Source organism: Bacteroidota bacterium (assembly GCA_016213405.1).
Classification (GTDB): Bacteria; Bacteroidota; Bacteroidia; order Palsa-948; family Palsa-948; genus Palsa-948.
The window spans coordinates 29,902-54,242 of the sequence record JACRAM010000088.1 but is presented as its reverse complement, the minus strand read 5'-3'; the positions used below and the strand labels follow the sequence as shown (position 1 = coordinate 54,242).

Sequence of the window (24,341 nt, the reverse complement as noted above, 5' to 3'; positions counted from 1 at the left end):
TTTTCCAATACACTTCGCGTTCTTGAGTCTATTGCAAAATAGTTTTTTATAGAAATTTCTACTTTCCTTACTTCTTATTTACTGATTCTATGATTTGCGACATATTTATTATGCATTATTCTGCATTTTTTTGTGTGACAGGAAACATACTCTGAGATTTTTCTGAGAGGAAACCTGAAAAAATTAAAACTAACTCTTATGGCAGCGTTCCCTTCTGATCTTGAAATTGCACAAAGCGCAAAAATCAGGCACATCAACGAAATCGCAGGAAAACTTGGAATCAATATAGATGAACTTGAACATTATGGAAAATACAAAGCCAAACTTCCTCTTCATTTAATTAGCGAGACAAAAGTTAAGCAACACAAGTTGATATTGGTTACTGCAATTACACCAACTCCTGCAGGTGAAGGAAAAACAACTACTTCTATCGGATTAACAGAAGGATTAAATAAGATCGGAATAAAGGCAACAGTCGTTTTACGAGAACCTTCTTTAGGACCCGTATTTGGAATTAAAGGTGGCGCTGCCGGAGGTGGTTACTCTCAGGTAATTCCGATGGAAGACATCAATTTACATTTTACAGGTGATTTCTCTGCAGTAGAAAAGGCGAATAATCTTCTTGCAGCTTTGATTGATAATAATATTCAGAATAAGACACGCAGTTTAAATATTGATCCGCGCACGATTGTCTGGAAACGTGTAATGGATATGAATGACCGTTCACTCCGAAAAATTATCATCGGGCTTGGTGGAACCGGAAACGGAGTGCCGCGCGAAGATGGATTCAATATCACCCCGGCTTCTGAAGTGATGGCAATACTTATTATGAGCCAGAACCTGGAAGAACTGAAAACTAACCTGGGAAATATTTTTGTAGGATATACATATGATAAAAAACCAGTTTACGCAAGAGATCTTAATGCTCAGGGTGCAATGGCGCTGCTGATGAAAGATGCGATAAAACCCAACTTGGTGCAAACTCTTGAAGGAAATCCTGCCATCATTCATGGCGGACCTTTTGCGAACATTGCTCAAGGGGCAAACACCATTGTTGCAACTAAAATGGGATTGTCGCTTTCTGATTATGTAATTACCGAAGCTGGATTCGGTGCTGACCTTGGTGCTGAAAAATTCTTTGATATAAAATGCCGTCATGCCGGATTGAAACCCGATGCGGTGGTGCTGGTGGCAACCATACGGGCATTGCGTCACCACGGAGGAGCTAAAAAAGATGAATACAATAAAGCATCACTGGAAAAAGTTCAGAAAGGTTTTGAAAATCTTGAGAAGCATATAGAGAACCTGAAAAAATTCGGATTCAATCCAATTGTGGCATTGAATCATTTTCCAACTGATTCTTTTGAGGAATTGAAATTCATTCAGGAAAAATGTTCTGCACTTGGAATAAAAGCAATTGTTGCAAAGGGATTTGAAATGGGTGGCGATGGAATGAAAGATCTGGCAAAAGCTGTCGTGGAGGAAGCCGAATCCGGAAAAACAAATTATAAACCCCTCTACGAGCTGAATCTTCCGATGGAAAAGAAAATTGAAATCATTGCAAAAGAGATTTACGGAGCAAGTGCTGTTGAATATTCCGGTTTGGCAAAAAGTGGTTTGAAAAAAATAAAAGAACTTGGACTTGACGGGCTTCCGGTGTGTATAGCAAAAACACAGAAATCACTTTCAGACGATGAAAGTAAATTCGGAAGACCAAGAGGATTCATTATTACAGTTCGTGAATTTGAATTTGCGGCCGGTGCGGGATTTGTGGTTCCAATCCTTGGCGACATGATGCGCATGCCCGGTTTGCCTGGAACACCTGCTTCTGAAGGAATGGACATTGACAAGAATGGAAAAATAACAGGACTATCCTAGAATGAGCACCGCACTCTATAAAGGCAGAAAATTTTGTAAAGGGAAATTTCTTCCTGTAGAAGACGCACTTGCGGTAGAAGAATTGCTGAAAATTACAATTAATGGTTCACCCTATACCATTACCATGCGGACTCCCGGAAGCGAGGAAGAATTAGTGCGCGGACTTTTATTTTCTGAAAATGTATATACAGATTTACAATTCAATCCTGTTATTTCTATAAAAGAAAAAAATAATTCGGGTTTTATTAAATGGATAGATGTTGTAATTCCTCTAGATAAGATTGGAAAAGGATTTGAATCGGTGCGAAATATCATGTCGGTTTCTTCCTGCGGAATTTGCGGTAAAACCGATTTGGATGAGATTGCCGGGCAGGAACAAAAAATTATTCAAACTGAAAAACTCAAACCTGAAACAGTAGATAAAATGTTTGAGCAAATGAATTCAAATCAAAATACATTCAAAGCATCGGGTGGTTCGCATGGATGCGCAGTATTTACACTTGAAGGAGAATTGCTCGCCATTCAGGAAGATATTGGCAGACACAATGCAGTGGATAAAGCAATCGGTTGTTTGATACTTGAGAAAAAATTACGAAAAGCACGCTGCATGACCGTCAGCGGAAGAATATCGTATGAAATAGTGACAAAATGTTTTTCCGCGGATATTCCGTTTCTGTCTGCTGTTTCTGCACCATCATCACTGGCTGTTGATTTGGCTGAGCAACTGGGAATTACGCTGATGGCTTTTTGCAGGGATAATAAATTTACTGCATATAGTCGGATAGATAATATAGAATTCCAATCTGACCATGAAAAGGAATTTAATCAACACAGATTAATTTCAGATGGCAAAAGTTGAAAAATGCTCCTGCGGTGATGATGAAGCTGTTTTGCTTGAAAGATTAGTAGAGATTATATCATCCTTCAAAACAAAACCTGGTGCATTGATTCCTGTACTTCAGGCAACTCAAAGCTTGTTTGGATATATTCCTCAGGAAGCCATTCTTAAGATTTCAGAAATTCTGAACGAACCGTTGCATAAAGTATACGGTGTTATTACTTTTTATTCTTTCTTCTCTCTTAAACCCCGCGGCAAATATTTAATCCGTGTTTGTCTCGGAACGGCCTGTTATGTACAAGGCGCAAATGAAATAGTTACAGCACTCAAACAGCAATTAAACATTGAGATTGGCGAAACTACTCCCGATAAACTTTTCACGCTGGATGTAGGCCGCTGCTTTGGTGCCTGCGGATTAGCTCCCATCATCATGGTGAATGATGACGTGCATCAATTTGTAAAGCCTTCGGGTGTAAAGAAAATATTAGGTGCTTACAAAAAGAACAAAGAAGTAAATCAGGAGGAGGAAACATAATGGATGTAAATAAACATATGCGTTTTGTGATGAGTCATGCCGAATTACAGGCATTGCGCAATGTCCTTGTTAAAAGCAAGGAATATAATTCTGCGAAGGTTTTTGTTTGTGCTGGTGGTGGTTGCATTGCTTCGGGGTCAAAGAAAGTGAAAGACGCTTTTGTTTCTCAGTTGGCAAAAAAGGGATTAAATGAAAAACTGAATATTATTGAAACCGGTTGTCTCGGACCTTGTGCTGTTGGTCCAGTAGTTGTAATCGAAAAGGATGATACATTTTACCAGAAAGTTCGTGTTCAGGATGTGAAAGATATAGTTGAAAAACATTTGATTGGCGGAAACGTAGTTGAGAGTCTTTTACATACGGTAGAAGAAAAGAAAGTTTCCAAAAGATCTGAATTACCATTTTTTAAAAATCAGGATAAACAGGTTCTGAGGAATTGCGGAAAGATTGATCCGACAAAAATTGCTGATTACATTGCTGTTGGCGGTTACCGGGCATTGAGCAAGGTATTAACAGCAATGACGGGTGAACAAGTTGTACAGGAAGTTACAATTTCAGGTCTTCGCGGTCGTGGTGGAGCGGGATTTCCTACAGGAACAAAATGGGGCTTTGCAAGAAAAAGCAAAGACGATACAAAATATATTCTCTGCAATGCCGATGAAGGAGATCCGGGTGCGTTTATGGATCGCAGTATCCTCGAAGGTGACCCTCACAGCATCATCGAAGGAATGATCATAGGAGCTTATGCAATTGGAAGCTCTCAAGGTTATGTTTATGTGCGGGCAGAATACCCGCTTGCTGTGGAGCGATTACAAATTGCAATAGATCAGGCAAGAACTTTTGGACTTCTCGGAAAAAATATTTTAGGTACAGGATTTAATTTTGATCTCGAGATCCGGAAGGGTTCCGGCGCTTTTGTTTGCGGAGAGGAAACGGCCATTATCACTTCCATTGAAGGAAATCGCGGAGAACCACGCCATCGCCCTCCTTTTCCTGCTGAGAAAGGATTGTGGAACAAGCCTACAGTATTAAATAATGTAGAGACGTTTTCCAATATTCCGCTTCTGATCAACGAAGGCGGAGCGCATTATGCAGAAAAAGGTACCGAAAAAAGTAAAGGCACAAAAATATTTGCGCTTGCCGGACCGGTAAAAATTTCCGGACTTGTAGAAGTTCCTGTCGGTACTCCTTTGCGAAAAGTTGTGTATGACATTGGGGGTGGAATATCTACCGGAAAAAAATATAAAGCAGCTCAAATTGGCGGACCATCGGGAGGATGTATTCCTGTCGAGCACCTGGATGTTCCCTTGGATTACGAAGCGTTGAATAAGTTGGGAGCTATCATGGGCAGCGGTGGGTTGATCGTGATGGACGAAAGCAGTTGCATGGTGGATGTTGCGCGTTTCTTTCTTGAATTTGTACAGGATGAATCCTGCGGTAAATGTGTTCCCTGCCGAGAAGGAACAGCGCGCATGAAGCAAATTGTTGACAGGATTTGTGAAGGCAAAGGTGAAATGAAAGATATTGATGAGCTGGAGGTTCTAGCTAAAACCGTTACGAACGCATCCTTATGCGGACTCGGACAAACAGCTCCTAATCCCGTCTTAAGTACTCTTCGACATTTCAGAGAAGAATATATAGAACACATCCGTGATAAAAAATGCAGAACTGCTGTATGCAAAGAACTTATCGTTTTTGAAATCCTGGATGTTTGCAACGGTTGTCAGGCGTGTAAAAAGGTATGCCCTGTGAATGCCATCCATGGTGAAAAGAAGCTGCATCATACCATTGACGAAGCAGAATGTATTCGTTGCGGATTGTGTTTGAGTACTTGCAAATTTGATGCGATCGTTAAATATTAATGCCCATGCAGATAATCATAAATAATAAATCCTATGGCGCGCAAGAAAACGAAACGGTTCTTGATGTCGCTAAAAGAAACGGCATCTATATTCCTACTTTGTGCTATCATGTAAAAACAGGACAAGCCGCAAAATGCAGGGCGTGTGTTGTTTCTGTTGAAGGAATGCGGGGCTTTCAAACTTCCTGTAATCTCAAGGTTCGGGAGGGTATGAATATTTCAAGCGAAAGCAAAGAGGTAAAGGAATCTCAGCGCATGGTGGTTGATCTGATGCTTGCTTCCGGTTATCACAATTGTCTTGCCTGCGAAAGAAGCGGCACCTGCGAATTGCAGGATGCCTGTTATCATTTAGGAATTGAAAAAACTTCTTTTACGGATCATCCGACAGGAAGAAAAGACGAGAGCTCTGAATTTATTGTGATTGATTATGATAAATGTATTTTGTGTGGAAGATGTGTTGCCGCCTGCAATCATTCTGTGGTAAATGAAGTGCTCGGTTTCGGGTTTCGTGGTTTGGAAACTACGATCATGTGTGATGATGATATCCCGATGGGCGAATCTACCTGCGTACAATGCGGTGAGTGCGTGCAGCTTTGTCCTACAGGCGCATTGACTGATAAAAAATCCCGTGGCAAAGGTCGCTCTTCAGAATTTGAAATGGTGGATACCACTTGCCCGTACTGCGGTGTCGGTTGCCAACTGACTCTGCATGTGGATCGTGCAAAAAATAGAGTGGTGCGTGTTACAGGGCGTGAGGTATGGCCCAACAACGGAATGTTATGCGTGAAAGGTCGTTATGGTTTTGAATTTCCTGCAAGTAAAAACAGATTGCAATATCCCATGATCAAAAGGAATGGCAAGCACGAACGCGCAACATGGGATGAAGCACTTGATCTTATTGCAAAAAGAATAAAAACCACTGTTGACAAACATGGGCCTTCCGTTTTCTCTGCGCTTGGTTCAGGAAGAATCACCAATGAAAATAATTATGCTGTTCAGAAATTTACAAGAGCAGTAATTAAAACCAATAATGTCGATCATTGCGCCAGAACCTGTCATGCTCCAACCGTAGCCGGACTTGCCCATGCTTTCGGCAGCGGTGCTGCTACCAATTCTATAGATGAAATCCTGGAAACAGATTTGATTTTTGTGATCGGTTCAAATATGACCGAAGCTCACCCTGTGGTTTCTTACTATGTAAAACGTGCAGCACAAAATGGTTCGAAACTAATTGTATGTGATCCCCGCAGAGTTGATATTGCCCATTGGTCCGATTTGTATGTTCAGATAAAAGTAGGTACGGATGTCCCGTTTATGAATGGTCTCATGAATGAAATTCTGAAAAATGGCTGGCAGGATGAGGAGTTCATGAAAAATAATACCGAGAATCCTGAAGACATAAAAAAATGGATCCGGGATTATCCTGTTGAAAAAGCATCGGAGCTTTCAGGAGTGCCGGTAGAACAAATGAAGCAGGTCGCGAAAATGCTGGGCGAGGCAAAAAAAGTAAGTATTATTTATTGTTTGGGTATCACTGAACATACAACCGGAACCGACAACGTAAAGACAATTGCTAATTTGCAAATGATACTAGGCCATTTAGGCAAACGGGGCTGCGGGGTCAATCCATTACGAGGACAGAACAATGTGCAAGGCGCCTGCGACATGGGAGCTTTACCAAATGTGTATCACAATTATCAGCCGGTTACCAATGAAAAGATAATTGAGAAAATGGAAAAAGACTGGGGAGTAACCGGTCTCTCCCGCACAGAAGGATACAAACTCCCGACCATGTTGCACAAAGCAACTACGGGAGAAACAAAAATTTTGTTTTGCGTGGGCGATAATACGGTTCAGACAGAACCCAATATGGCGAAAACCATTAAAGAAATTAAAGCATTGGAATTCCTGGTGGTGGTTGATATTTTTCCCAACATGACCACCGAGTATGCGGATGTGATTCTGCCGGATGTTTGTTTCAGTGAAGATGAAGGTACTTATTCAAATCTCGACAGGCGAGTTCAGTTTCTGCGCAAAGCTGTAGAAGTTCCGGGTGAAGCAAGACCAACCTGGTGGATAATGCAGGAATTGGGAAAACGTTTTGGATTTGATTTGAAATTTACTTCTTCAGAAGCAACGTGGGAAGACATGAGAAGAAGCGGAACAATAATGGGAGGAATTACTTACGAACGCATACAACACATCGGGCTTCAATGGCCATGCCCGACCGTACAGCATCCCGGCACTCCGATATTACATTTGAATGGGAAATTCACCCGTGGAAAAGGTTTGTTCTCACATACAGATTATCGTGCGCAGGCCGAATTGCCTGATAAAGAATATCCATTCATTCTTACAACAGGAAGAAGATTGTGGCATTATCATACCGGAACACAAACACGAAATTCAATCGGCCTGGAAAATATTTTTCCGGAAGAATTGCTTGAGATCAGCCCGGTTGATGCAAAAAGAATGAATGTAAAAACGGGCGATATGGTCAAAGCAACCAGCAGACGTGGCACGATAACGCTGAAAGCCTGGGTGACAGATCGTTCACCGGAAGGAGTTACCTGGTGTGCATTTCATTTTCACGAAGCCCATGCGAACGTTTTAACAATTGATGCTTATGATGACGTTACAGAAACTCCTGAATACAAAGCTTGCGCAATTAAAATTGAAAAGGTAAGTGAAGTGGAGAAGGTTATAGAACGCGGATTCAGACAGGCGCGACCTTAAAACGAAAAGGCAAATAATTATACAATAAACTTAAAATTTTAAAAATGGGAGAAAATAATATCGACAAACTGATTGATTTTGCCATTGCGCAAGAACATGAAGCATATGCTTTTTATAAAGCCGCTGCAGAAAAAGTTACAAATCCCGGAGTGAAACAACTCTTTCAGGAATTAGCGGAAGACGAAAACGGGCACGCCAATTTATTGGAGATGTACAGAGAAAATAAAGTGTTGGGTGAAATATTTAAAACACTGCACATTGATTATAAAATAACGGAAACGCAGGATTTGCCTTCGCTCTCCCTTAGTATGAAGCCAGCCGAAGCCATTACTATTGCTATGAAAAAAGAATTGCAGGCTGCTGAATTATATAGAGCATTTGCAGCCAACGCAGTTAACAATGTTGAAAGAGAAGCGTTAGAAAATCTTGCGAACATGGAAATGGGGCACAAACATAAACTCGAAAACGCTTTTATTAATATTGGATATCCGGAAGTGTTCTGAAATATATTACCGCTTTTTATAAGGACAGTTTTTGCTTTAAAGATAAGCAGAGTAAACTTCCTGCAACCGCACCAACAGAATTTGCCAACGCGTCAAAAATATCAAAGTGTCTGTCAGCAGTAAATAGTTCCTGCATTATTTCTACCGCAAATCCATAGATGGTGGTTATGAGAAGAATTTTAATCAGAGTGTTTTTATGAAGCGATAAGAATGAGTTTTGTTTCCTCCATCCGTAATACATCATGATTGCCAGAAGAAGATAAATCAGGAAGTGAACTATTTTATCATATTCAAAAATTGTAAGACTCGGAAGGTCTTTGCCCGGCATCAGGCATAAGACCAATATCAAAATCGCCCAAAGGAGTGATAGTAAATTATATTTTAAAAAGGAATTCATGTATGCAGAGCTAACATTTTTTTTGCTAAGTAAATAAATATTATTCGATTCTTATCCTTGTATTTTTGTTATTTTTATTCATATAAATTCTCCCATGACCACAGCCACAAAGATTTCCTTACGTAAATTAGAAAACTTCGCTCTTGGCAAATGGATATCCGGAGAAGGCGAAGGGCAAACGCTGTACAATGCGATCACAGGTGATGCTTTTGCATCAGCATCCAGCAAAGGATTGGATTTTGCCAAGATGTGTGAGTATGCGCGAACGGTCGGAGGATCGAAGCTTCGCAAGATGACCTTTCATGAGAGGGGACGAATGCTGAAAGAGCTAGCGATTCATTTGCAAAGCAAGAAAGATCAGTTCTATAAAATTTCCTGGGCGACTGGCGCGACCAAAGCGGATTCCTGGGTGGATATTGAAGGCGGAATCGGTAATTTATTTTCATACGCTTCTCTCCGCAGGCAATTTCCCAATGAATCTTTTTGTGTGGAAGGTGATGTGGCAAGACTTTCAAAGCAGAATACGTTCATCGGTCATCACATCTGTGTGCCGAAAGAAGGCGTTGCCATTCATATCAATGCATTTAATTTCCCGGTGTGGGGAATGCTGGAGAAAGTGGCGGTGAATTGGTTCGCGGGAGTTCCTGCCATTGTAAAACCTGCAACGATCACTTCATTTCTTACGGAAGCAGTTGTGAAAGAGATCATTGCATCCGGAATTTTACCGGAAGGCGCATTGCAGCTTATCTGCGGAAGCGCGAATGGAATTTTAGATCATGTGATCAACCAGGATATTGTAACATTCACGGGTTCTGCATCCACCGGGAAAATGCTGAAGGCACATCCGCGTTTACTGGAAGAAGCAGTTCCGTTCAATATGGAGGCGGATTCTTTGAATTGCTGCGTTCTTGGAACAGATGTTTCGCCTGATAAACCCGAGTTTGATATTTTCATCAAAGAAGTTGTAAGAGAGATCACCACCAAAGCCGGGCAAAAATGTACAGCCGTGCGCAGAATTATTGTGCCTGAAAACAGGATTGAAGAAGTTCGTACTGCTCTCGGAAAAAGATTGGCATCCAATATCATTGGCGATCCGAATGTGGAAGGGGTGCGCATGGGCTCTCTTGCAGGGCAATCACAACTGAAAGAAGTAAAAGAGAAAGTGGAGTTGCTTTCTAAATCACAAAAAATTATCATTGGAGATTTTGAAAAATTTGAAGTGAAAGGCGCTGATAAAAGCAAAGGAGCTTTTATGCCTCCGATTATTTTTCTGAATGAAAATCCGTTTAAGAATACCGATTGTCACAACATTGAGGCGTTTGGACCCGTTTCTACCATCATGCCGTATAAAAATATTGAAGATGCAATTGAACTGGCTAAAATGGGGAAAGGATCACTCGTGAGTTCAATTATTACTGCCGATGATAAAATTGCGAAACAATATGTTTTAGGAGCAGCAAGCATGCATGGAAGAATTTTAATTCTCAACAACGACTGCGCCAAAGAAAGCACAGGTCATGGATCACCGATGCCGATGCTAGTGCATGGAGGCCCCGGCAGAGCGGGTGGAGGAGAAGAGATGGGAGGTAAGCGCGGAGTGTTCCATTATTTGCAGCGCACGGCCATTCAAGGTTCGCCAACAACGATTACAAATATTACAAACCAATATCAGATTGGCGGAAAATATATTCTCACGGATACTCACCCCTTCAGAAAATATTTTGAGGAACTGCAGATTGGTGAAACGCATATTACAAAAACACACACTGTATCTGAAGATGACATTATCAACTTTGCTGAACTGAGTGGAGACAAATTTTACGCGCACATGGAACCCGACTCACTGGAAGGAACAATTTTCAAGCGCACCGTTGCTCACGGATATTTTATTTTATCACGGGCTGCCGGCTTATTTGTTGACCCGCCAAAAGGACCTGTGCTTTTGAATTACGGAATTGATGAGTGCAGATTCACCAAACCGATTTATCCCGGAATGACCATTGGTGTTCGTTTTACTTGCAAGGAGAAAATTGCAAACGATAAACCTTTGAAAGCTGCAGACGGAGAAGAAGTGAAAACAGGAATAGTGAAATGGGTGGTAGATATTTATGACGCAAGTGCCGAGGAAATAAGAAAAAAATATGAAGTGGATGTTTCCATGGGAGATACTGTCGGCATCGCAACGATTCTTACCATGGTGAAAAAGAAAATTCAGGATTAATTAGGGCTTACGCAAACTCAGCGCCTCTCTGCGAAAAACCTCAGCGTTCTCTGCGGTAAAAATTTTAACCGCTGAGTTCACAGAGAAAGATGACGCTGAGAGTCGCAGAGAAATACAAGAATTATATTTTTTGAGTTTTGTAATACGCACAAACTTTATTCATCACGCACTCATTGCACTTCGGATTTGTTGGTCTGCAAATCTCTCTTCCTAAAAAAGAAATATCCATTCCAACTCCCCAGTCTTTTTGAGGAATGGCTTCCATGATTTGCTTTTCAATTTTCTTCGGGTCAGTTCCTGTAGCAATCCCCAAACGCGGTGCAACGCGAACTACATGCAAATCCACAATCACACCTTCAGCTTTCTTTCCTGATTCGCGCATGATTACATTGGCGGATTTTCTTCCAATTCCAGTTAGCGCAGTCAATTCATCCATTGTAAGCGGAATATTTTTGTCTTCTTTCAGAGTTTTCGCCAGTGTCATTAACCATTTTGTTTTGTTGCCGAAGTTACGAACCTTGCTGATGTATTTGAAAAGCATTTGCTCATCGGCTTTAGCGAGTGAGGGCATGTCAGGGAATGCTTCAAAGAAAGGAATAGCTACCTGATTGATGTGCTTGTCAGAATCCTGCGCAGAAAGAATCACCATCACAACAAGCTGATAAAGATTTTTATAATCAAGCGGATGTTTTTTCCCTTTGTATTTTTTTATTAGGGGCTGTACTGCTTCTTCCCAATTGACTTTCTTACTCATGATTTGAAATTTGCACTAAGGTATTAATTATTATTTTTAATCCTTAGCAAAAACAACATTTAAACGCAGAGAACACAGAGAAAACTACACGCAGAGAATCGCTGAGAAATACAATGACTGAAAACGAAATAACGGAAATAATTATTGGATGTGCAATTAAAGTTCACAAGGCACTTGGTTCTGGTTTGTTAGAGTCAGCATATGAAGAGTGTTTGTATTATGAGTTATGCAAAACTCCCTTGGAGATTGAAAGACAAAGACCTCTACCGCTAATTTATGAAGAAGTGAAATTGGAATGTGGTTATCGTGCAGATTTATCTGCAAACAAAAAAGTAATTGTTGAAGTAAAATCCATAGAGGCGCTGAATGATATTCACCTTGCACAAATTTTAACCTATCTCAAATTAGCGAACTGTAAAGTCGGGCTATTGATTAATTTTAACGTTCTGAAATTAACTGATGGAATCAGAAGAGTAGTAAATAAATATTAACTCTGTGGTTCTCTGCGTAAACCTCCGCGTTCTCTGCGGTAAAATGTATTAACATGAAAAATGGAAAAGTAGAGTCATCAATCAAGAACGGAATTGCCACTGTCACATTTTTTCATCCTCAAAGCAATTCTTTACCGGGAACAATTCTTAGAAAATTAGCAGACGAAATTACTTCTGCCGGAAATAATTCGGAAGCGAAAGTTATTATTCTGAAAAGCGAAGGTGAAAAAGCATTTTGCGGAGGTGCTTCGTTTGACGAGTTAATTGAAATTAAAAATTTTGAAGAAGGAAAAAAATTCTTCTCAGGATTTTCTTTAGTCATTAACGCACTTCGTAAAGCTCCGAAGTTTGTGATAGTACGCGTGCATGGAAAAACTGTTGGCGGTGGTGTTGGACTTGCTTCCGCTGGCGATTATACGCTGGCAATAAAAGACGCTTCTGTCCGCCTGAGCGAACTTGCTTTGGGGATTGGTCCGTTTGTAGTGGGTCCTGCTGTGGAAAGAAAAGTAGGAACTGCTGCATTCGCTGCGTTGACAATAAACCCCACTGAATGGAAAACCGCTGAATGGGCTCGTGAAAAAGGTTTGTACGCTGATATTTTTCCTTCCATTGAAGAATTAGATAAAGCAGTTCAATCGCTTGCTGAGAAACTTTCGCAAAGCAGTTCAGAGGCAATGACGCAATTGAAAAAAGTTATGTGGGAAGGAACGGAAAACTGGGATACACTTCTCATGGAACGCGCTGAAATGAGCGGAAGACTTGTTCTTTCCGATTTCACAAAGAAGTATATTGAAAAATTCAGAGCCCACCCCTGACCCCTCCCGAAGGGAGGGGAAACTATTTCCATAAAATAAATTATAAAGTCCTTCCCTTCGGGAAGGATTTAGGATGAGCTTCGGTTATTAATTCACTGTCGGCAGAAGCGCATATTTCTTTCCAAACTCCAGCATCTGTTCCACAAAGTCAGAAGGATATTCAACTTTCACATCCACAATTTTATCTCCCTCCATCACAGGGACTAATTTCGGCTGAATGAATCCTGCGTATGGAGCGATTCCGACTTTATTGTATCTATCTAAAACTTCTTTATGCAACTCTTCGTCAACTTTCACTCCGTAATTTTCAATAAGATTTTTTCCTGCTTCATAATCACCTTCTGATTTCACGCGCTGAACTTCTTTTAAAAGTTCTCCAAAGAGCGTGCGAAGCTTATCATAATCATTAATTACAAAATAAGTTCTGCCGTCATCAGTTTTCTTGCGTTCGATCACGTTATCTTTTTTCCCTTTTTCATATGCCCATCCGGCAATCATCTGGCGATTGCGCATATGAGCTTCTTCAATCTGCTCTCCCGGTTTCAGGCGGGCGAGTTGCACCATCAAGCCGTTGGTGATGTAATTATCGTATTCAGCTTTTCCGCATTCCAGCGAAGGCATCACGCCAATGTCAATTAGCTTATTATCTAAAATATAATAGAGGGCAACTAAGTCGGCTCTTCCTTCTTCCAGTGCATTCGCATAGTTTTTCAATGTTTCACTTGGATCGCCAACTCCGGGATTAATTTGTCCTGATGCGTGACCGATCACTTCGTGCATATCCGTGTGAAGTGCCCCGGCAAGAGCGCCAAACTCTTTCACACGCTTGTTCATGTCTTCTTTAATATAAAACTCGTTGATGAGTCCTGGAGATTTTGCTTTTTCATAAGCGTAAACAATATTTCCCAGGCTGACAGATTTTGATCCGTGCTCCTGGCGAATCCAGTTGGCATTCGGAAGATTAATTCCGATGGGAGTAGTGGGAGCGGCATCACCCGTTTCCTGAACAACTGTAATCACCTTTGCTGAAATTCCTTTCACGTTCTTCTTTTTATGATCCGGCATGAGAGTAGAATTATCTTCAAACCATTGCGCCTGACCGCCAATGGCAGCAATGCGCTTGCTCGCTTCCATGTCTTTCACTGAAACGGTTGACTCGTAACTTCCTTTTCTTCCCAGAGGATCGCCATACACTTCAATGTATCCGTTCACCACATCAATGGCAGATTCAGTATCAGCTACCCATGCAATACTGTATTCATCAAACTTTTTCAGGTCTCCGGTTTTGTAATATTCAATCAGAAGGTCGAGCGCTTTTTTCTGCGCGCCATTTTCAGCAACGACACTTGCTTTTTCCAGCCAGTAAACAATTTTTTCCAGCGCAGCCGAATACATTCCGCCAACCTTCCAGACTTTTTCCACCAGCTTTCCGTTTTCTTTCACCACTTTTGAATTCAGCCCGTAAGAAACAGGAGTTTTATCATCGGGCTTGTTCATTGCTTTGTAGAAAGCAGTCACCTCTTTCTCATTCACACCTTCATAGAAATTAGTAGCGGAAGACGAAACCAAATCCATTTTCGAATCGAGGTTTACTCTTTTAGGGGCAACTTTCGGGTCGAAGATGATAGGAGTGATGCGCTTAATGAATGCATCTACATTCTCCCCTTGATTCACGGGAAGAGCCGAGGCATCTGAATTCTTAACTAAATCTGAAAAATAGTCTGCAGAAATTTCCGGAAGAATTTTGTTGCTGGCATAGTGATGATGAATTCCGTTGGAGAACCACACGCGCTTGGCATACACCATAAATTTTTTCCAGTCGTCAGTATTTTTATCGCCTTTGTAAGAAGAAACAATGGTCTCCAAAGTTTTTCTCACCGTGAGGTTGTATTTATAATTCTGATCCCAGATAATATCTTTCCCTGCAAGAGCAGCTTCTGTCAGATAATAAAGAAGTTCTTTTTGTTTGGGTGATAACTCTTCAAAGCCCGGAATTTTATATCTCAAAACACGTATATCAGCAAACTGGTCGGTTTGATATTTAAAAGTGTCAGGAACAACAGCAACAGAATCTTTATTTGTTCCTTCGGAAGATTTTTTCTCCCCGTTATTTCCGCAGGAAGATAATGAAACGATGGCTGTAATGAGAGCAAAGAGTTGAATGAGTTTCATAAAGTGTAATTAGAGATTTTAGTGGTCGGCAAAAATAGAAATTTATTTCTCTTTTAGATAGATAGATTTATGCGGGAAAGATTATTTTTACGCTCTGTTCATCATGCCGGAATCTCAAACAAATAATAAAAGAAAAATTTCTTCTGACCCGCCTGCGGAACGGGCAGGTATTCCTGAGGAAATACTTCTTCGTGCGTTTGAATTGATGTGCACGGCAAAGAGTATGACTGAGATTTACGAGAAGAATTCCCAATTTACTTCCAAATATGTTCACGCCACTTCACGCGGGCACGAAGCGGTTCAGCTTGCATTAGGATTACAGCTCAAACCGCAGGATTGGCTTTCGGCTTACTACCGCGATGATTCCATTCTTCTTGCAATTGGAATGACTCCTTACGAATTGATGTTACAGTTAATGGCAAAACGCGATGATCCGTTTTCCGGAGGAAGAACTTATTATTCTCATCCGAGTTTGAAGCGAGATGACATGCCAAAAATTCCACATCAGTCTTCCGCAACGGGAATGCAGGCAATTCCCACGACCGGTGTAGCTATGGGGATTCAATATATAGAAAAAGTAATGCAAGATGATGCTTCTGGCGACTTGCAACTTGCAGCTAGCCAGCAGCCAGAAACCAGCAGCCAGAAACCAGTAGTGGTTTGTTCGTTGGGCGATGGCTCCATCACCGAAGGAGAAGTATCAGAAGCATTTCAGATGGCGGTGTTGAAAAAATTGCCGATACTTTATTTTGTGCAGGATAATGATTGGGATATTTCCGCGCACTCAAAAGAAATCCGTGCGCAGGATGCCCGTGAGTTTGCGCTGGGGTTTCACGGTTTGGAAACACGAAGCATTGACGGGACAGATTTTTTCAGATGTTATGAAACAATAAAAGAAGTCATTGAAATCATCCGCAAAGAGCGCAGACCGTTTTTGATTCACGCGAAAGTTCCTTTGCTCAACCATCACACATCAGGCGTTCGCAAGGAATGGTACAGGGAAGATTTGGAAGAACAACAAAAGCGTGATCCGTTCCCGAGATTCAGAAATAAATTGATTGTGATTGGATTTGATAAAGATGAGTTAAATGAGATTGAAGAACGCGCAAAGAAGAGAGTAGAAGAAGATTATGAGCAAGCAAAGACTGCAGAAGACCCCCGACCTGAAGATTTATTCACGCATGATTTTGCGCCCACTCCCATCACCGAAGAAAAAGGAGAACGTGAACCGAAAAAAGAATTAAGGAATAAGGATTTAGGATTAGGGATTTCAAATCCTAATTCCTTAATCCCAAATCCTGAATCAAAAGTCGTGATGGTTGACTGCGCGCTCTTCGCCATTCGCGAGTTGATGGAGAAGCACAAAGAGTGTTTGCTCTACGGGCAAGATGTAGGAAAAAGATTGGGCGGAGTTTTCCGCGAAGCGGCAACACTGGCACAAAAATTTGGTGATGAACGGGTTTTCAATACTCCGATACAAGAAGCGTTTATTGTCGGAAGCACTGTTGGAATGAGTGCAGTTGGTTTAAAACCAATCGTTGAAGTTCAGTTCGCAGATTATATCTGGCCCGGATTAAATCAATTGTTCACAGAAGTTGCTCGCTCGTGCTATCTCACCAACGGAAAATATCCTGTGAGCATGATTCTCCGTGTTCCGGTTGGCGCGTATGGAAGCGGTGGTCCGTATCATTCTTCATCGGTGGAAAGTATTGTTACAAACATCCGCGGAATAAAAGTTGCGTATCCATCCACGGGCGCTGATTTGAAAGGGCTTATCAAATCTGCTTACTACGACCCCAACCCCTGCGTGATTCTCGAACACAAAGGACTTTACTGGAGCAAAATAAAAGGAACGGAAGATGCGAAGACGGTAGAACCTTCCGAAGACTATATTATTCCGTTTGGTAAAGCACGTGTTGTTCAAGAAGCGACTGGCAACTGGCAACTGGCAACTGGCAAACCGCCAGCAGCCAGCAGCCAGAAGCAAGTGACTCTTACTGTGATTACCTACGGCATGGGAGTTTATTGGGCGAAGAACGCTTCTAAAAAATTTCCAAACAGAGTTGAGATTATAGATTTGCGCACGCTTGTTCCGCTGGATGAAAAAACTGTTTTTGAATCGGTGAAAAAACATTCGCGCTGTTTGGTGGTGACGGAAGAACCCGTTCCTAATTCTTTCGCACAGGCGCTGGCGGGATTGATTTCAGAAAAATGTTTTGAATACATGGATGCTCCCGTGCGTGTTATCGGTTCAGAAAATCTTCCCGCCATTCCGCTGAACTCAACTCTTGAAGCCACGATGCTTCCCAATGCAGATAAAGTGGCGAAGGTGATGGAGGAGTTGTTGAATTACTAATGAATAATATAATGCCAATATACAAATGAATACTAATGAAACTAATCATACTAATATACGAATGATTATTAGTATTCATTTGTATTATTCGTTTCATTAGTACGCATTAGTATAGTAGCATTACGCTTTATTACCATGTCAGAAGAAAACAAACCCGAACCCAGCGAAGAAGAAAGCCGTATAGAAAAGAGATATAAGGAAGAATTGGAAAAAGAGAAGCAGAAAGAGAAGGAGGAAGCGAAAATGAAATTAGAAATTGAAGCCGACCTTCGCACCAATCCGCGTTACAAACCCTTCTTCGAAAAATTTAATTCCCGCAGTGTGGAAGATTTTATCGGGGATTATCCCGCAGACAAAATAAGATGGCTTGAGCATGGCTCGTGGATGTTTGAGCGGGACGAGAAACACAAACTCCATTATTATACCAAGGCGGAACATTGCTTCTTTGAAATTCAGCAGAAAAAACTTTTCGACCTTCAGTGCAAATGGCGGGCAGAGCAAATTAAACTTGATGGAGTAGAAATCTGTTATGACTTTGATTATTGGGAGCATCATATTCATAACTGCCCCTTTCTGCCTGCGGTAACTATGGAGGAAGTGGAAATCTACATACAGTATCTGCACAGCAATAATGTGGAGATGGATGAATGGTTTGGTGGATTTTTAGATACGCAATGGCAGGATTACGAAAACATCAAAGAAGAATATCAGCAGGACGAAGATACTTTTTACATGCCCGAGTGGTATGACTTTCATAATTCAAGAACAGGAATGGGCATCCTTCTTACCCTGCCCAACATCCGCGGAGAGAAAGAGGACTTTTATCTTAACCTTCATCACAAACCCGGTATGGAAAAATCGAAAGAGCGCGAAGCGGCAAAAAGCGAGGATGAAAAAAAACCCTCTCTCCGCTCTCATGGCGAAACGTTAGAAGAATTTATTTCGCAGTTTGAAGCGCGGCACGTTCGCAACTGCTACAACGCCTATCATCATAAAGGAAGAAAATATATTGATGACGATGACGAGTTGAAAGAGGCAATAGAAACCCTGCTCAATGCCGAAAAAGAAATAACCATTTCCTTCGGGATGGATTGGCGCGAGGCGATTTTAGAAACCGCCAAACGCTACGATGCCGATGTGATAGCCGAACTGCTGCCCCGCGCGCATGAAGAATATCTGCAAAAGACGGAACTCGGCTTCATCACCGAAGATATGGAAGCGGAGCCGCATCCGTCAAAAGACAGCACCCGCGGGATATGGATGGAGAATATCCTTCACGGCAGAGAACTTAACGCAGAGCCAAGAAACTTAAACTTTTAAATCAATCACAAACCCATGTCCAATTTTAATCCATCCGTTGAAAAAAGAATTAATAAAGTAGGATACGCCTATGAAAAAATGCATAACGATACGCAAGATATGGAAACAGAAATTCATGAGTATTGCGAGCGCAGCGAACCCTATTTTCCTAAGTTCATTGCCATGAACAACCAATACCTTGAACTGAAAAAAGAAAACCTTGTGCCTAAAGCAGAACTGGAAAAAAGATGGAACGTATTGGATGCTATGGCTGAGAAAACAAAAGAACATCTGCCCCTGTTCAAAGAACTCATCTATGAGAGCAAACCCATGATGGAGGATATTTATAATTTCGGGCGCACACTTGAAAAGGACTTATTAAATCTTTCCCGCCAGAAGAATAATAAAGAAGCGTCAGAAAAACTCACCTGCCAACTGGAAGATAAATTAAAACCCCTGCAAGAGAAATTCAGCACCGTGCGCCAGCGCATTGATAACTGCAAAAACCGTTTTGATGAAATACTCGCGCTATACGAGAGTTTGATTAACTGATGCTAAAAGACAAATGCCCCAGCCCTTCCCATAGGGACGGAAACCCAAAAGGGTGAAAGGCAAACAGCAAATGAAAAATAAAACAAACATAAACCAAACTCCTGACCTTTGGTCGCAACCTACGGTTGTCTTTAGGGACGGAGCAACCAACTTCACTTCACCATGCCAAACGAATTAGACAACTTCTTTAACTCCCAGAAGGAGCAGCAAGAAAAAAAAGACGAAGCGCAGCGCAAAGTGTGGCGCGTGCAAAACACGTTTATTGCTTCTTTCAAAAAATCGCTCGATGAAATTATTCATCCCGCCATGATGAAGATTCTCAGCAAACTGAGAGATAAGCACTGTTATGCCTTGTGGCTCAGAGGGCGCAGAGAGAAAAGCAATCCACTCGAGCATGTAGCGGAATTTACACAGCCGCCAAAAATAGATGTGAAAGGTAACTTCCTCTATAAGCATTATGAGAACTATTACATTGCCGCTCCCGAAATTGCAGAAGGAGTTGCCTTTATTCTTACCATACTAGGCAACTACTGCACACAAGAAGTGTGCGTGATTACTGAATACGTGAAACACAATCATGGCAATCCATCCACCTCAGTAAAGAAAACAATGGAGCAATATCAACTCGCGCAAATCACCACTGAACTCTGGGAGAGCATAACAGCAGACAGAATGAAGGAAATGCTCGCCATAAAGCAGCAAACAGATGAAAAGATGCCGCCAACCAATGACTAATGACTAATGACTGATGACTAATTCAATGTTTTATGAAACGGGAAGGCAGCATCCTGTAACGGGATGAGAGCAACCTGTACCTAAATGGAAGCAATCTGTACCGTAACGCAGGCAACGAGATACAGAACGCAGGCAACGAGGTATAGAACGCATGCAAGAAGGTACAGAACGCAGGCAACGAGATACAGAACGCAGGCAACGAGGTATAGAACGCATGCAAGAAGGTACAGAACGCAGGCAACGAGATACAGAACGCAGGCAACGAGGTACAGAACGCAGGCAACAAGGTACAGGAAGTTAGCAATATAATGCAGAAAGTGAGGAATATGCTTTGGAACGGCAGCAATACCGGCTCGGATGGAAGAAATACCGGTCTGGATGGAAGCAATATAGTTTTTAACGGAAACAATAGAATTCGTAACGGCAATAATAAAGACCATTAGCCGATGTATTCAACCTTAGTAGAAAAGAACGCCACGCCTGCCTGCAACCTTCTTACCTTATTAAAGAAGGTAATAAGGTTTGATAAAATGAATAGTTTCGGTTTTCTACTAAGGTTGAAAGGCAGCAGACAATTTTGGCTGTTGATTGTTTACTGTTTATCTGTCTACTGTTTACTGCTCCGCTCAGCAAAGCAAGATTGATTCCCTTTTACTCTTAGTAAAAAAAGATAACGCTTCCCCCCTTCGGGGGAACAGAGGGGGGCTTGACACCAACAAAGTAAACCACCTCAACGCCCTTGGATGGGAACTGAAAAGCAGCAACCCCGATACTTCCATTATCTTATTATCACAAGCGCTTACACTTGCAGAAAAAATAAAATGGGAAAAAGGAAAAGCAAATGCATTACGAAACATAGGTGGATATAATTCAGACAAAGGTAATTACCCCGAAGCATTGAAGTATTATTTAGATGCTTTGAAAATAAATGAAGAACTGAATGATAAAAACGGTATTGCAAAAACCCTCGGCAACATCGGAATTGTCTATGGGGATAAAGGAGATTATCCCAAAGCCCTCGATTATTATTTCAGGGCATTGAAAATGGCGGAAGAACTTGGAAATAAAAACTTAATTGCAATTTGGCTCGGCAACATCGGAAATGTCTATGCTGCACAATCCGATTATCCCAAAGCATTAGACCATTATTTCAGGTCGCTGAAAATACGTGAAGAGTTAGGAAATAAAAACGGAATTACAATTCAACTCGGCAACATCGGGCTCGTCTATGCTGGACAAGCAGAACACACCCCTGACCACTCTCATAGATTGGAGTTAAGCAACAAAGCCCTTGACTATTATTTCAGGGCTCTGAAAATGTCGGAAGAACTGGGGAATAAAAGAGGAATGGCAATACGCCTCGGCAACATCGGACTTGTCTATGATGAACAAGGCGATTATCCAAAAGCGTTGGATTATTATTTCAGGGCTCTGAAAATGTCGGAAGAACTCGGATACAAAGAATTGAAGGCAAATACTCTCGGCAACATCGGTGTGCTTTATACCCAAATAGGAATATTCGTAGAAGCGGAGAAATACCTTAACCATTCGCTTGCGCTCTGCGACAGCATAGGAGCGTTGGATAATATAAAAGATTTTGAATTATATCTCTCCCAACTCTACGATACCACAGGCAGGCATAAACTTGCGCTGGAGCATTACAAAAAATACATAGCCGCGCGCGACAGCATTGCCAATGATGAAAACACCAAAAAACAAACCCGCACCGAAATGAACTACGAGTTTGAGAAGAAAGAAGCAGCGGCAAAAGCAGAGAGTGATAAACAAGCAGCCGTAGCAGAAGCAGAAAGTAAAAAGCAAAAGATAATCCTTTGGTTTACGGTTTGCGGTTTACTGTTTACGGTTGTGTTCGCAGGTTTTATTTATCGCGCCTTGCGCATCACGCAAAAGCAGAAACAACTAATCGAACAGCAAAAGCAAATGGTGGAAGAAAAACAAAATGAAATACTTGCCAGCATCCGCTATGCCAAGCGCATTCAGGATGCAATATTGCCGAAGGAAAAATATATTGATAAAACCTTTAAGCGGTTAATGAAAAAATAATACATTCATACTAAATTTAATATCATGGAAACCCAAAACTTTTTCATCCTTTACAAACCAAAGGACATTGTGAGCGGAGATTTTTATTATGCTCTCGCGCATAAAAACATCACCAGTAAAAATGAATTATTCTATCTCTGCGCGGCAGATTGCACTGGGCATGGTGTTCCCGGAGCGTTCATGAGCATGCTGGGTGTTTCATCGCTCAATGAAGCCATTCTTGAAAAAAATATTTCTCTGCCGCATGAAATTCTGAATGACATGCGAAACTCTATCATAGCTTCTCTTAATCCGGAGGGCAGCGATGAAGAAGCGAAAGATGGAATGGACTGTGTGCTTTGCGCTTATGATTTTGAAAATATGCAATTGCATATGGCGGCTGCAAACAACCCGCTGTGGATTGTCCGCAATGGCGAATTAGAGGAATATAAGTCTGATAAGATGCCTGTTGGAAAATATGGAGATACTCATACATCGTTTTCTCTTCAGACAATTAATTTACAGAAAGGCGATGTGGTTTACTCTTTCACTGATGGCTTTGCCGATCAGTTTGGCGGTCCGAAAGGAAAAAAGTTCAAGTATAAACAACTGGAGGAAAAACTACTTGAACATCATAATCTCCCTATGGAAGAGCAGAAGAAAATCCTCGTTGAAATATTTAATAACTGGAAAGGAAATATGGAGCAGGTTGACGATGTGTTAGTAATTGGCGTTCGAGTTTGATTGCCCTCTGTTTACTGTTCGCTGCCTTTCTCTCAGTGGCACTTGAAATAATCAAACGACTCTTTGCAATCCAAACATTTATAAAGAGCTTTGCAAGCCGTTGAACCGAACTGTGAAACCATTTCAGTATTCTCAGAGCCGCACTGAGGACAGGCAATACTCCTATTAAGGATTAAGGATTTGGGATTTGGGATTGAAAAATCCTTATTCCTTAATCCTAAATCCTTAATGCATTTTTCTGGAGGAGCAATGCCATATTTTTTAAGTTTCTCTTTTGCTTCATCAGTAATCCAATCGGTAGTCCAAGCCGGATGATAAACCATTTTTACTTTCGTGTTTTCAATTCCGTTCTTTTTCATAGCAGAAATAATGTCATCTTGAATCTGCTTCATCGCAGGACAACCTGAGTACGTTGGAGTGATGATAATCTCTACTTCATTTCCATTCACAATCACATCACGAAGAACTCCTAGTTCTTTAATATTGATTACGGGAATTTCCGGATCAGGAATTTCGGAGAGAATTACAAGTATTTCTTTTTGTGTTTTCATATAATTCCTCCCCCAATGGGGGAGGTTAGGAGGGGGCTATTACCATTTTGCATCAGGAAGTGACCGAGGCAACGATTGCATCTCAGCAAGAATGAAACCTAAATGCTCCGTATGTTTTGCATCACGACTTCCTCTCTGCATAAAAGCATTCGCAGGTATTTTCAACGTAGCACGCTCCAGAATTTCTTTCACTTTGCTTTCCCATTTTGGCTGAACGGATTTCAAATCAACTGCGATTCCTTCTTTAATCAAAACAGAATCCACTTCATTCATCTCAAACATTTCCCCGGTGAATCTCCAGAGTTCATCAAGCGCGTTTTGCATTCGTGTGTGGCTTTCTTCCGTGCCATCACCTAATCGTTCAACCCATGAAGAGGTGTGGCGTAAGTGATAGGTGATTTCTTTTATTGACTTAGCAGCAATTGCAGAAAGTGTTTCATCCTTGCTTTTTACCAGTTCAGAATAAAAATAAAAATCAAATGCATCACACAAAAACTGACGGAGAATTGTTTTTGCATAATCTCCGTTCGACTGTTCAGTCAAGAGCGTATTGTAATATTCTCTTTCTGTGCGATGAAACGCCAGATCATCTTCGCTTCTTCCTTTGCATTCCACTGTTCCTGCGTAAAGCAGAATTGAATTTGCCTGCCCGAGCAAGTCAAGGGAAATATTTGTAAGCGCTAAATCTTCTTCAAGAAACGGACCGTGCCCGCACCATTCAGCATTGCGTTGGGCGAGAATCAAACTTGTGTCTCCAAGTCTTAGTAAATAATTGAAAAGTGCTTCTTGTGTTGTCATGTTCTTTTCTTTTGTCATTCTGAACGAAGTGAAGAATCTATAGATGTTTCGCTTCGCTCAAC

The 24,341-nt window shown here is 41.3% G+C and carries 21 protein-coding genes; 15 read left to right on the top strand and 6 right to left on the bottom strand.

The window, feature by feature from the left end; genetic code table 11:
- The first annotated feature begins 198 nt into the window (after positions 1-198).
- From HY841_10790 to HY841_10765, 6 genes are read left to right on the top strand one after another with little or no spacing between them, the layout of a single operon-like run.
- The gene (locus tag HY841_10790) at positions 199-1,878 is read left to right on the top strand and encodes a formate--tetrahydrofolate ligase (GenBank protein ID MBI4931239.1); all 1,680 of its coding nucleotides are present in this window, start codon (positions 199-201) and stop codon (positions 1,876-1,878) included.
- A 1-nt stretch (position 1,879) separates the two neighbouring features.
- Entirely contained in the window at positions 1,880-2,737 is an 858-nt protein-coding gene (gene fdhD / locus HY841_10785) for a formate dehydrogenase accessory sulfurtransferase FdhD (GenBank protein MBI4931238.1), read from the top strand.
- Entirely contained in the window at positions 2,724-3,251 is a 528-nt protein-coding gene (locus HY841_10780; GenBank protein MBI4931237.1) for an NAD(P)H-dependent oxidoreductase subunit E, read from the top strand. Before fdhD ends, HY841_10780 begins: the two co-directional genes overlap by 14 nt.
- Before the next feature lie 29 nt (positions 3,252-3,280).
- Positions 3,281-5,113, top strand: coding sequence for an NADH-quinone oxidoreductase subunit NuoF (locus HY841_10775; protein ID MBI4931236.1), 1,833 nt, complete (start codon positions 3,281-3,283; stop codon positions 5,111-5,113).
- A 5-nt stretch (positions 5,114-5,118) separates the two neighbouring features.
- Entirely contained in the window at positions 5,119-7,848 is a 2,730-nt protein-coding gene (fdhF, locus tag HY841_10770; GenBank protein MBI4931235.1) for a formate dehydrogenase subunit alpha, read from the top strand.
- Between the two features lie 44 nt (positions 7,849-7,892).
- Positions 7,893-8,351: a ferritin family protein gene (locus HY841_10765; GenBank protein ID MBI4931234.1), complete on the top strand. Its 459-nt coding sequence runs from the start codon at positions 7,893-7,895 to the stop codon at positions 8,349-8,351.
- A 16-nt stretch (positions 8,352-8,367) separates the two neighbouring features.
- On the opposite strand, the gene HY841_10760 is transcribed toward HY841_10765, so the two are convergent.
- On the bottom strand, positions 8,368-8,748 hold the full coding sequence (locus tag HY841_10760) for a VanZ family protein (GenBank protein MBI4931233.1): 381 nt from the start codon (positions 8,746-8,748) through the stop codon (positions 8,368-8,370).
- 94 nt (positions 8,749-8,842) lie between these two features.
- Between HY841_10760 and paaZ the strand changes: the two genes are divergently transcribed.
- Complete coding sequence (paaZ, locus tag HY841_10755) at positions 8,843-10,969, top strand: phenylacetic acid degradation bifunctional protein PaaZ (GenBank protein MBI4931232.1); 2,127 nt, start codon at positions 8,843-8,845, stop codon at positions 10,967-10,969.
- A 121-nt stretch (positions 10,970-11,090) separates the two neighbouring features.
- On the opposite strand, the gene HY841_10750 is transcribed toward paaZ, so the two are convergent.
- Entirely contained in the window at positions 11,091-11,723 is a 633-nt protein-coding gene (locus HY841_10750; GenBank protein ID MBI4931231.1) for an endonuclease III, read from the bottom strand.
- Positions 11,724-11,836: 113 nt separating this feature from the next.
- Here HY841_10750 and HY841_10745 point away from each other — a divergent pair, with 113 nt between their 5' ends.
- A complete protein-coding gene (locus HY841_10745) occupies positions 11,837-12,214 on the top strand; it encodes a GxxExxY protein (protein ID MBI4931230.1) in 378 nt (125 codons plus the stop codon).
- A 53-nt stretch (positions 12,215-12,267) separates the two neighbouring features.
- Positions 12,268-13,029 carry an enoyl-CoA hydratase/isomerase family protein gene (locus HY841_10740; protein ID MBI4931229.1) on the top strand — a complete coding sequence of 254 codons (762 nt, stop codon included), beginning with the start codon at positions 12,268-12,270 and terminating at the stop codon, positions 13,027-13,029.
- 87 nt (positions 13,030-13,116) lie between these two features.
- On the opposite strand, the gene HY841_10735 is transcribed toward HY841_10740, so the two are convergent.
- Positions 13,117-15,201, bottom strand: a complete 2,085-nt coding sequence (locus HY841_10735; protein ID MBI4931228.1) for a dihydrofolate reductase — start codon at positions 15,199-15,201, stop codon at positions 13,117-13,119.
- A 103-nt stretch (positions 15,202-15,304) separates the two neighbouring features.
- Between HY841_10735 and HY841_10730 the strand changes: the two genes are divergently transcribed.
- From HY841_10730 to HY841_10715, 4 genes are all read left to right on the top strand, one after another.
- Complete coding sequence (locus HY841_10730) at positions 15,305-17,557, top strand: tungsten formylmethanofuran dehydrogenase (GenBank protein MBI4931227.1); 2,253 nt, start codon at positions 15,305-15,307, stop codon at positions 17,555-17,557.
- A gap of 135 nt (positions 17,558-17,692) precedes the next feature.
- Positions 17,693-18,877, top strand: coding sequence for a hypothetical protein (locus HY841_10725; GenBank protein MBI4931226.1), 1,185 nt, complete (start codon positions 17,693-17,695; stop codon positions 18,875-18,877).
- A gap of 15 nt (positions 18,878-18,892) precedes the next feature.
- On the top strand, positions 18,893-19,408 hold the full coding sequence (locus HY841_10720) for a hypothetical protein (protein MBI4931225.1): 516 nt from the start codon (positions 18,893-18,895) through the stop codon (positions 19,406-19,408).
- A 162-nt stretch (positions 19,409-19,570) separates the two neighbouring features.
- Positions 19,571-20,143 carry a hypothetical protein gene (locus HY841_10715; protein ID MBI4931224.1) on the top strand — a complete coding sequence of 191 codons (573 nt, stop codon included), beginning with the start codon at positions 19,571-19,573 and terminating at the stop codon, positions 20,141-20,143.
- 80 nt (positions 20,144-20,223) lie between these two features.
- Here HY841_10715 and HY841_10710 read toward each other — a convergent pair whose 3' ends face one another.
- Positions 20,224-20,583 carry a hypothetical protein gene (locus HY841_10710; protein MBI4931223.1) on the bottom strand — a complete coding sequence of 120 codons (360 nt, stop codon included), beginning with the start codon at positions 20,581-20,583 and terminating at the stop codon, positions 20,224-20,226.
- A gap of 148 nt (positions 20,584-20,731) precedes the next feature.
- On the opposite strand from HY841_10710, the gene HY841_10705 reads away from it, so the two are divergent.
- The gene (locus tag HY841_10705; GenBank protein MBI4931222.1) at positions 20,732-22,207 is read left to right on the top strand and encodes a tetratricopeptide repeat protein; all 1,476 of its coding nucleotides are present in this window, start codon (positions 20,732-20,734) and stop codon (positions 22,205-22,207) included.
- 24 nt (positions 22,208-22,231) lie between these two features.
- Positions 22,232-22,930: a serine/threonine-protein phosphatase gene (locus HY841_10700; GenBank protein ID MBI4931221.1), complete on the top strand. Its 699-nt coding sequence runs from the start codon at positions 22,232-22,234 to the stop codon at positions 22,928-22,930.
- Between the two features lie 32 nt (positions 22,931-22,962).
- On the opposite strand, the gene paaJ is transcribed toward HY841_10700, so the two are convergent.
- A complete protein-coding gene (gene paaJ, locus HY841_10695; protein MBI4931220.1) occupies positions 22,963-23,481 on the bottom strand; it encodes a phenylacetate-CoA oxygenase subunit PaaJ in 519 nt (172 codons plus the stop codon).
- 39 nt (positions 23,482-23,520) lie between these two features.
- On the bottom strand, positions 23,521-24,279 hold the full coding sequence (paaC, locus tag HY841_10690; protein MBI4931219.1) for a phenylacetate-CoA oxygenase subunit PaaC: 759 nt from the start codon (positions 24,277-24,279) through the stop codon (positions 23,521-23,523).
- Positions 24,280-24,341 lie beyond the last annotated feature (62 nt).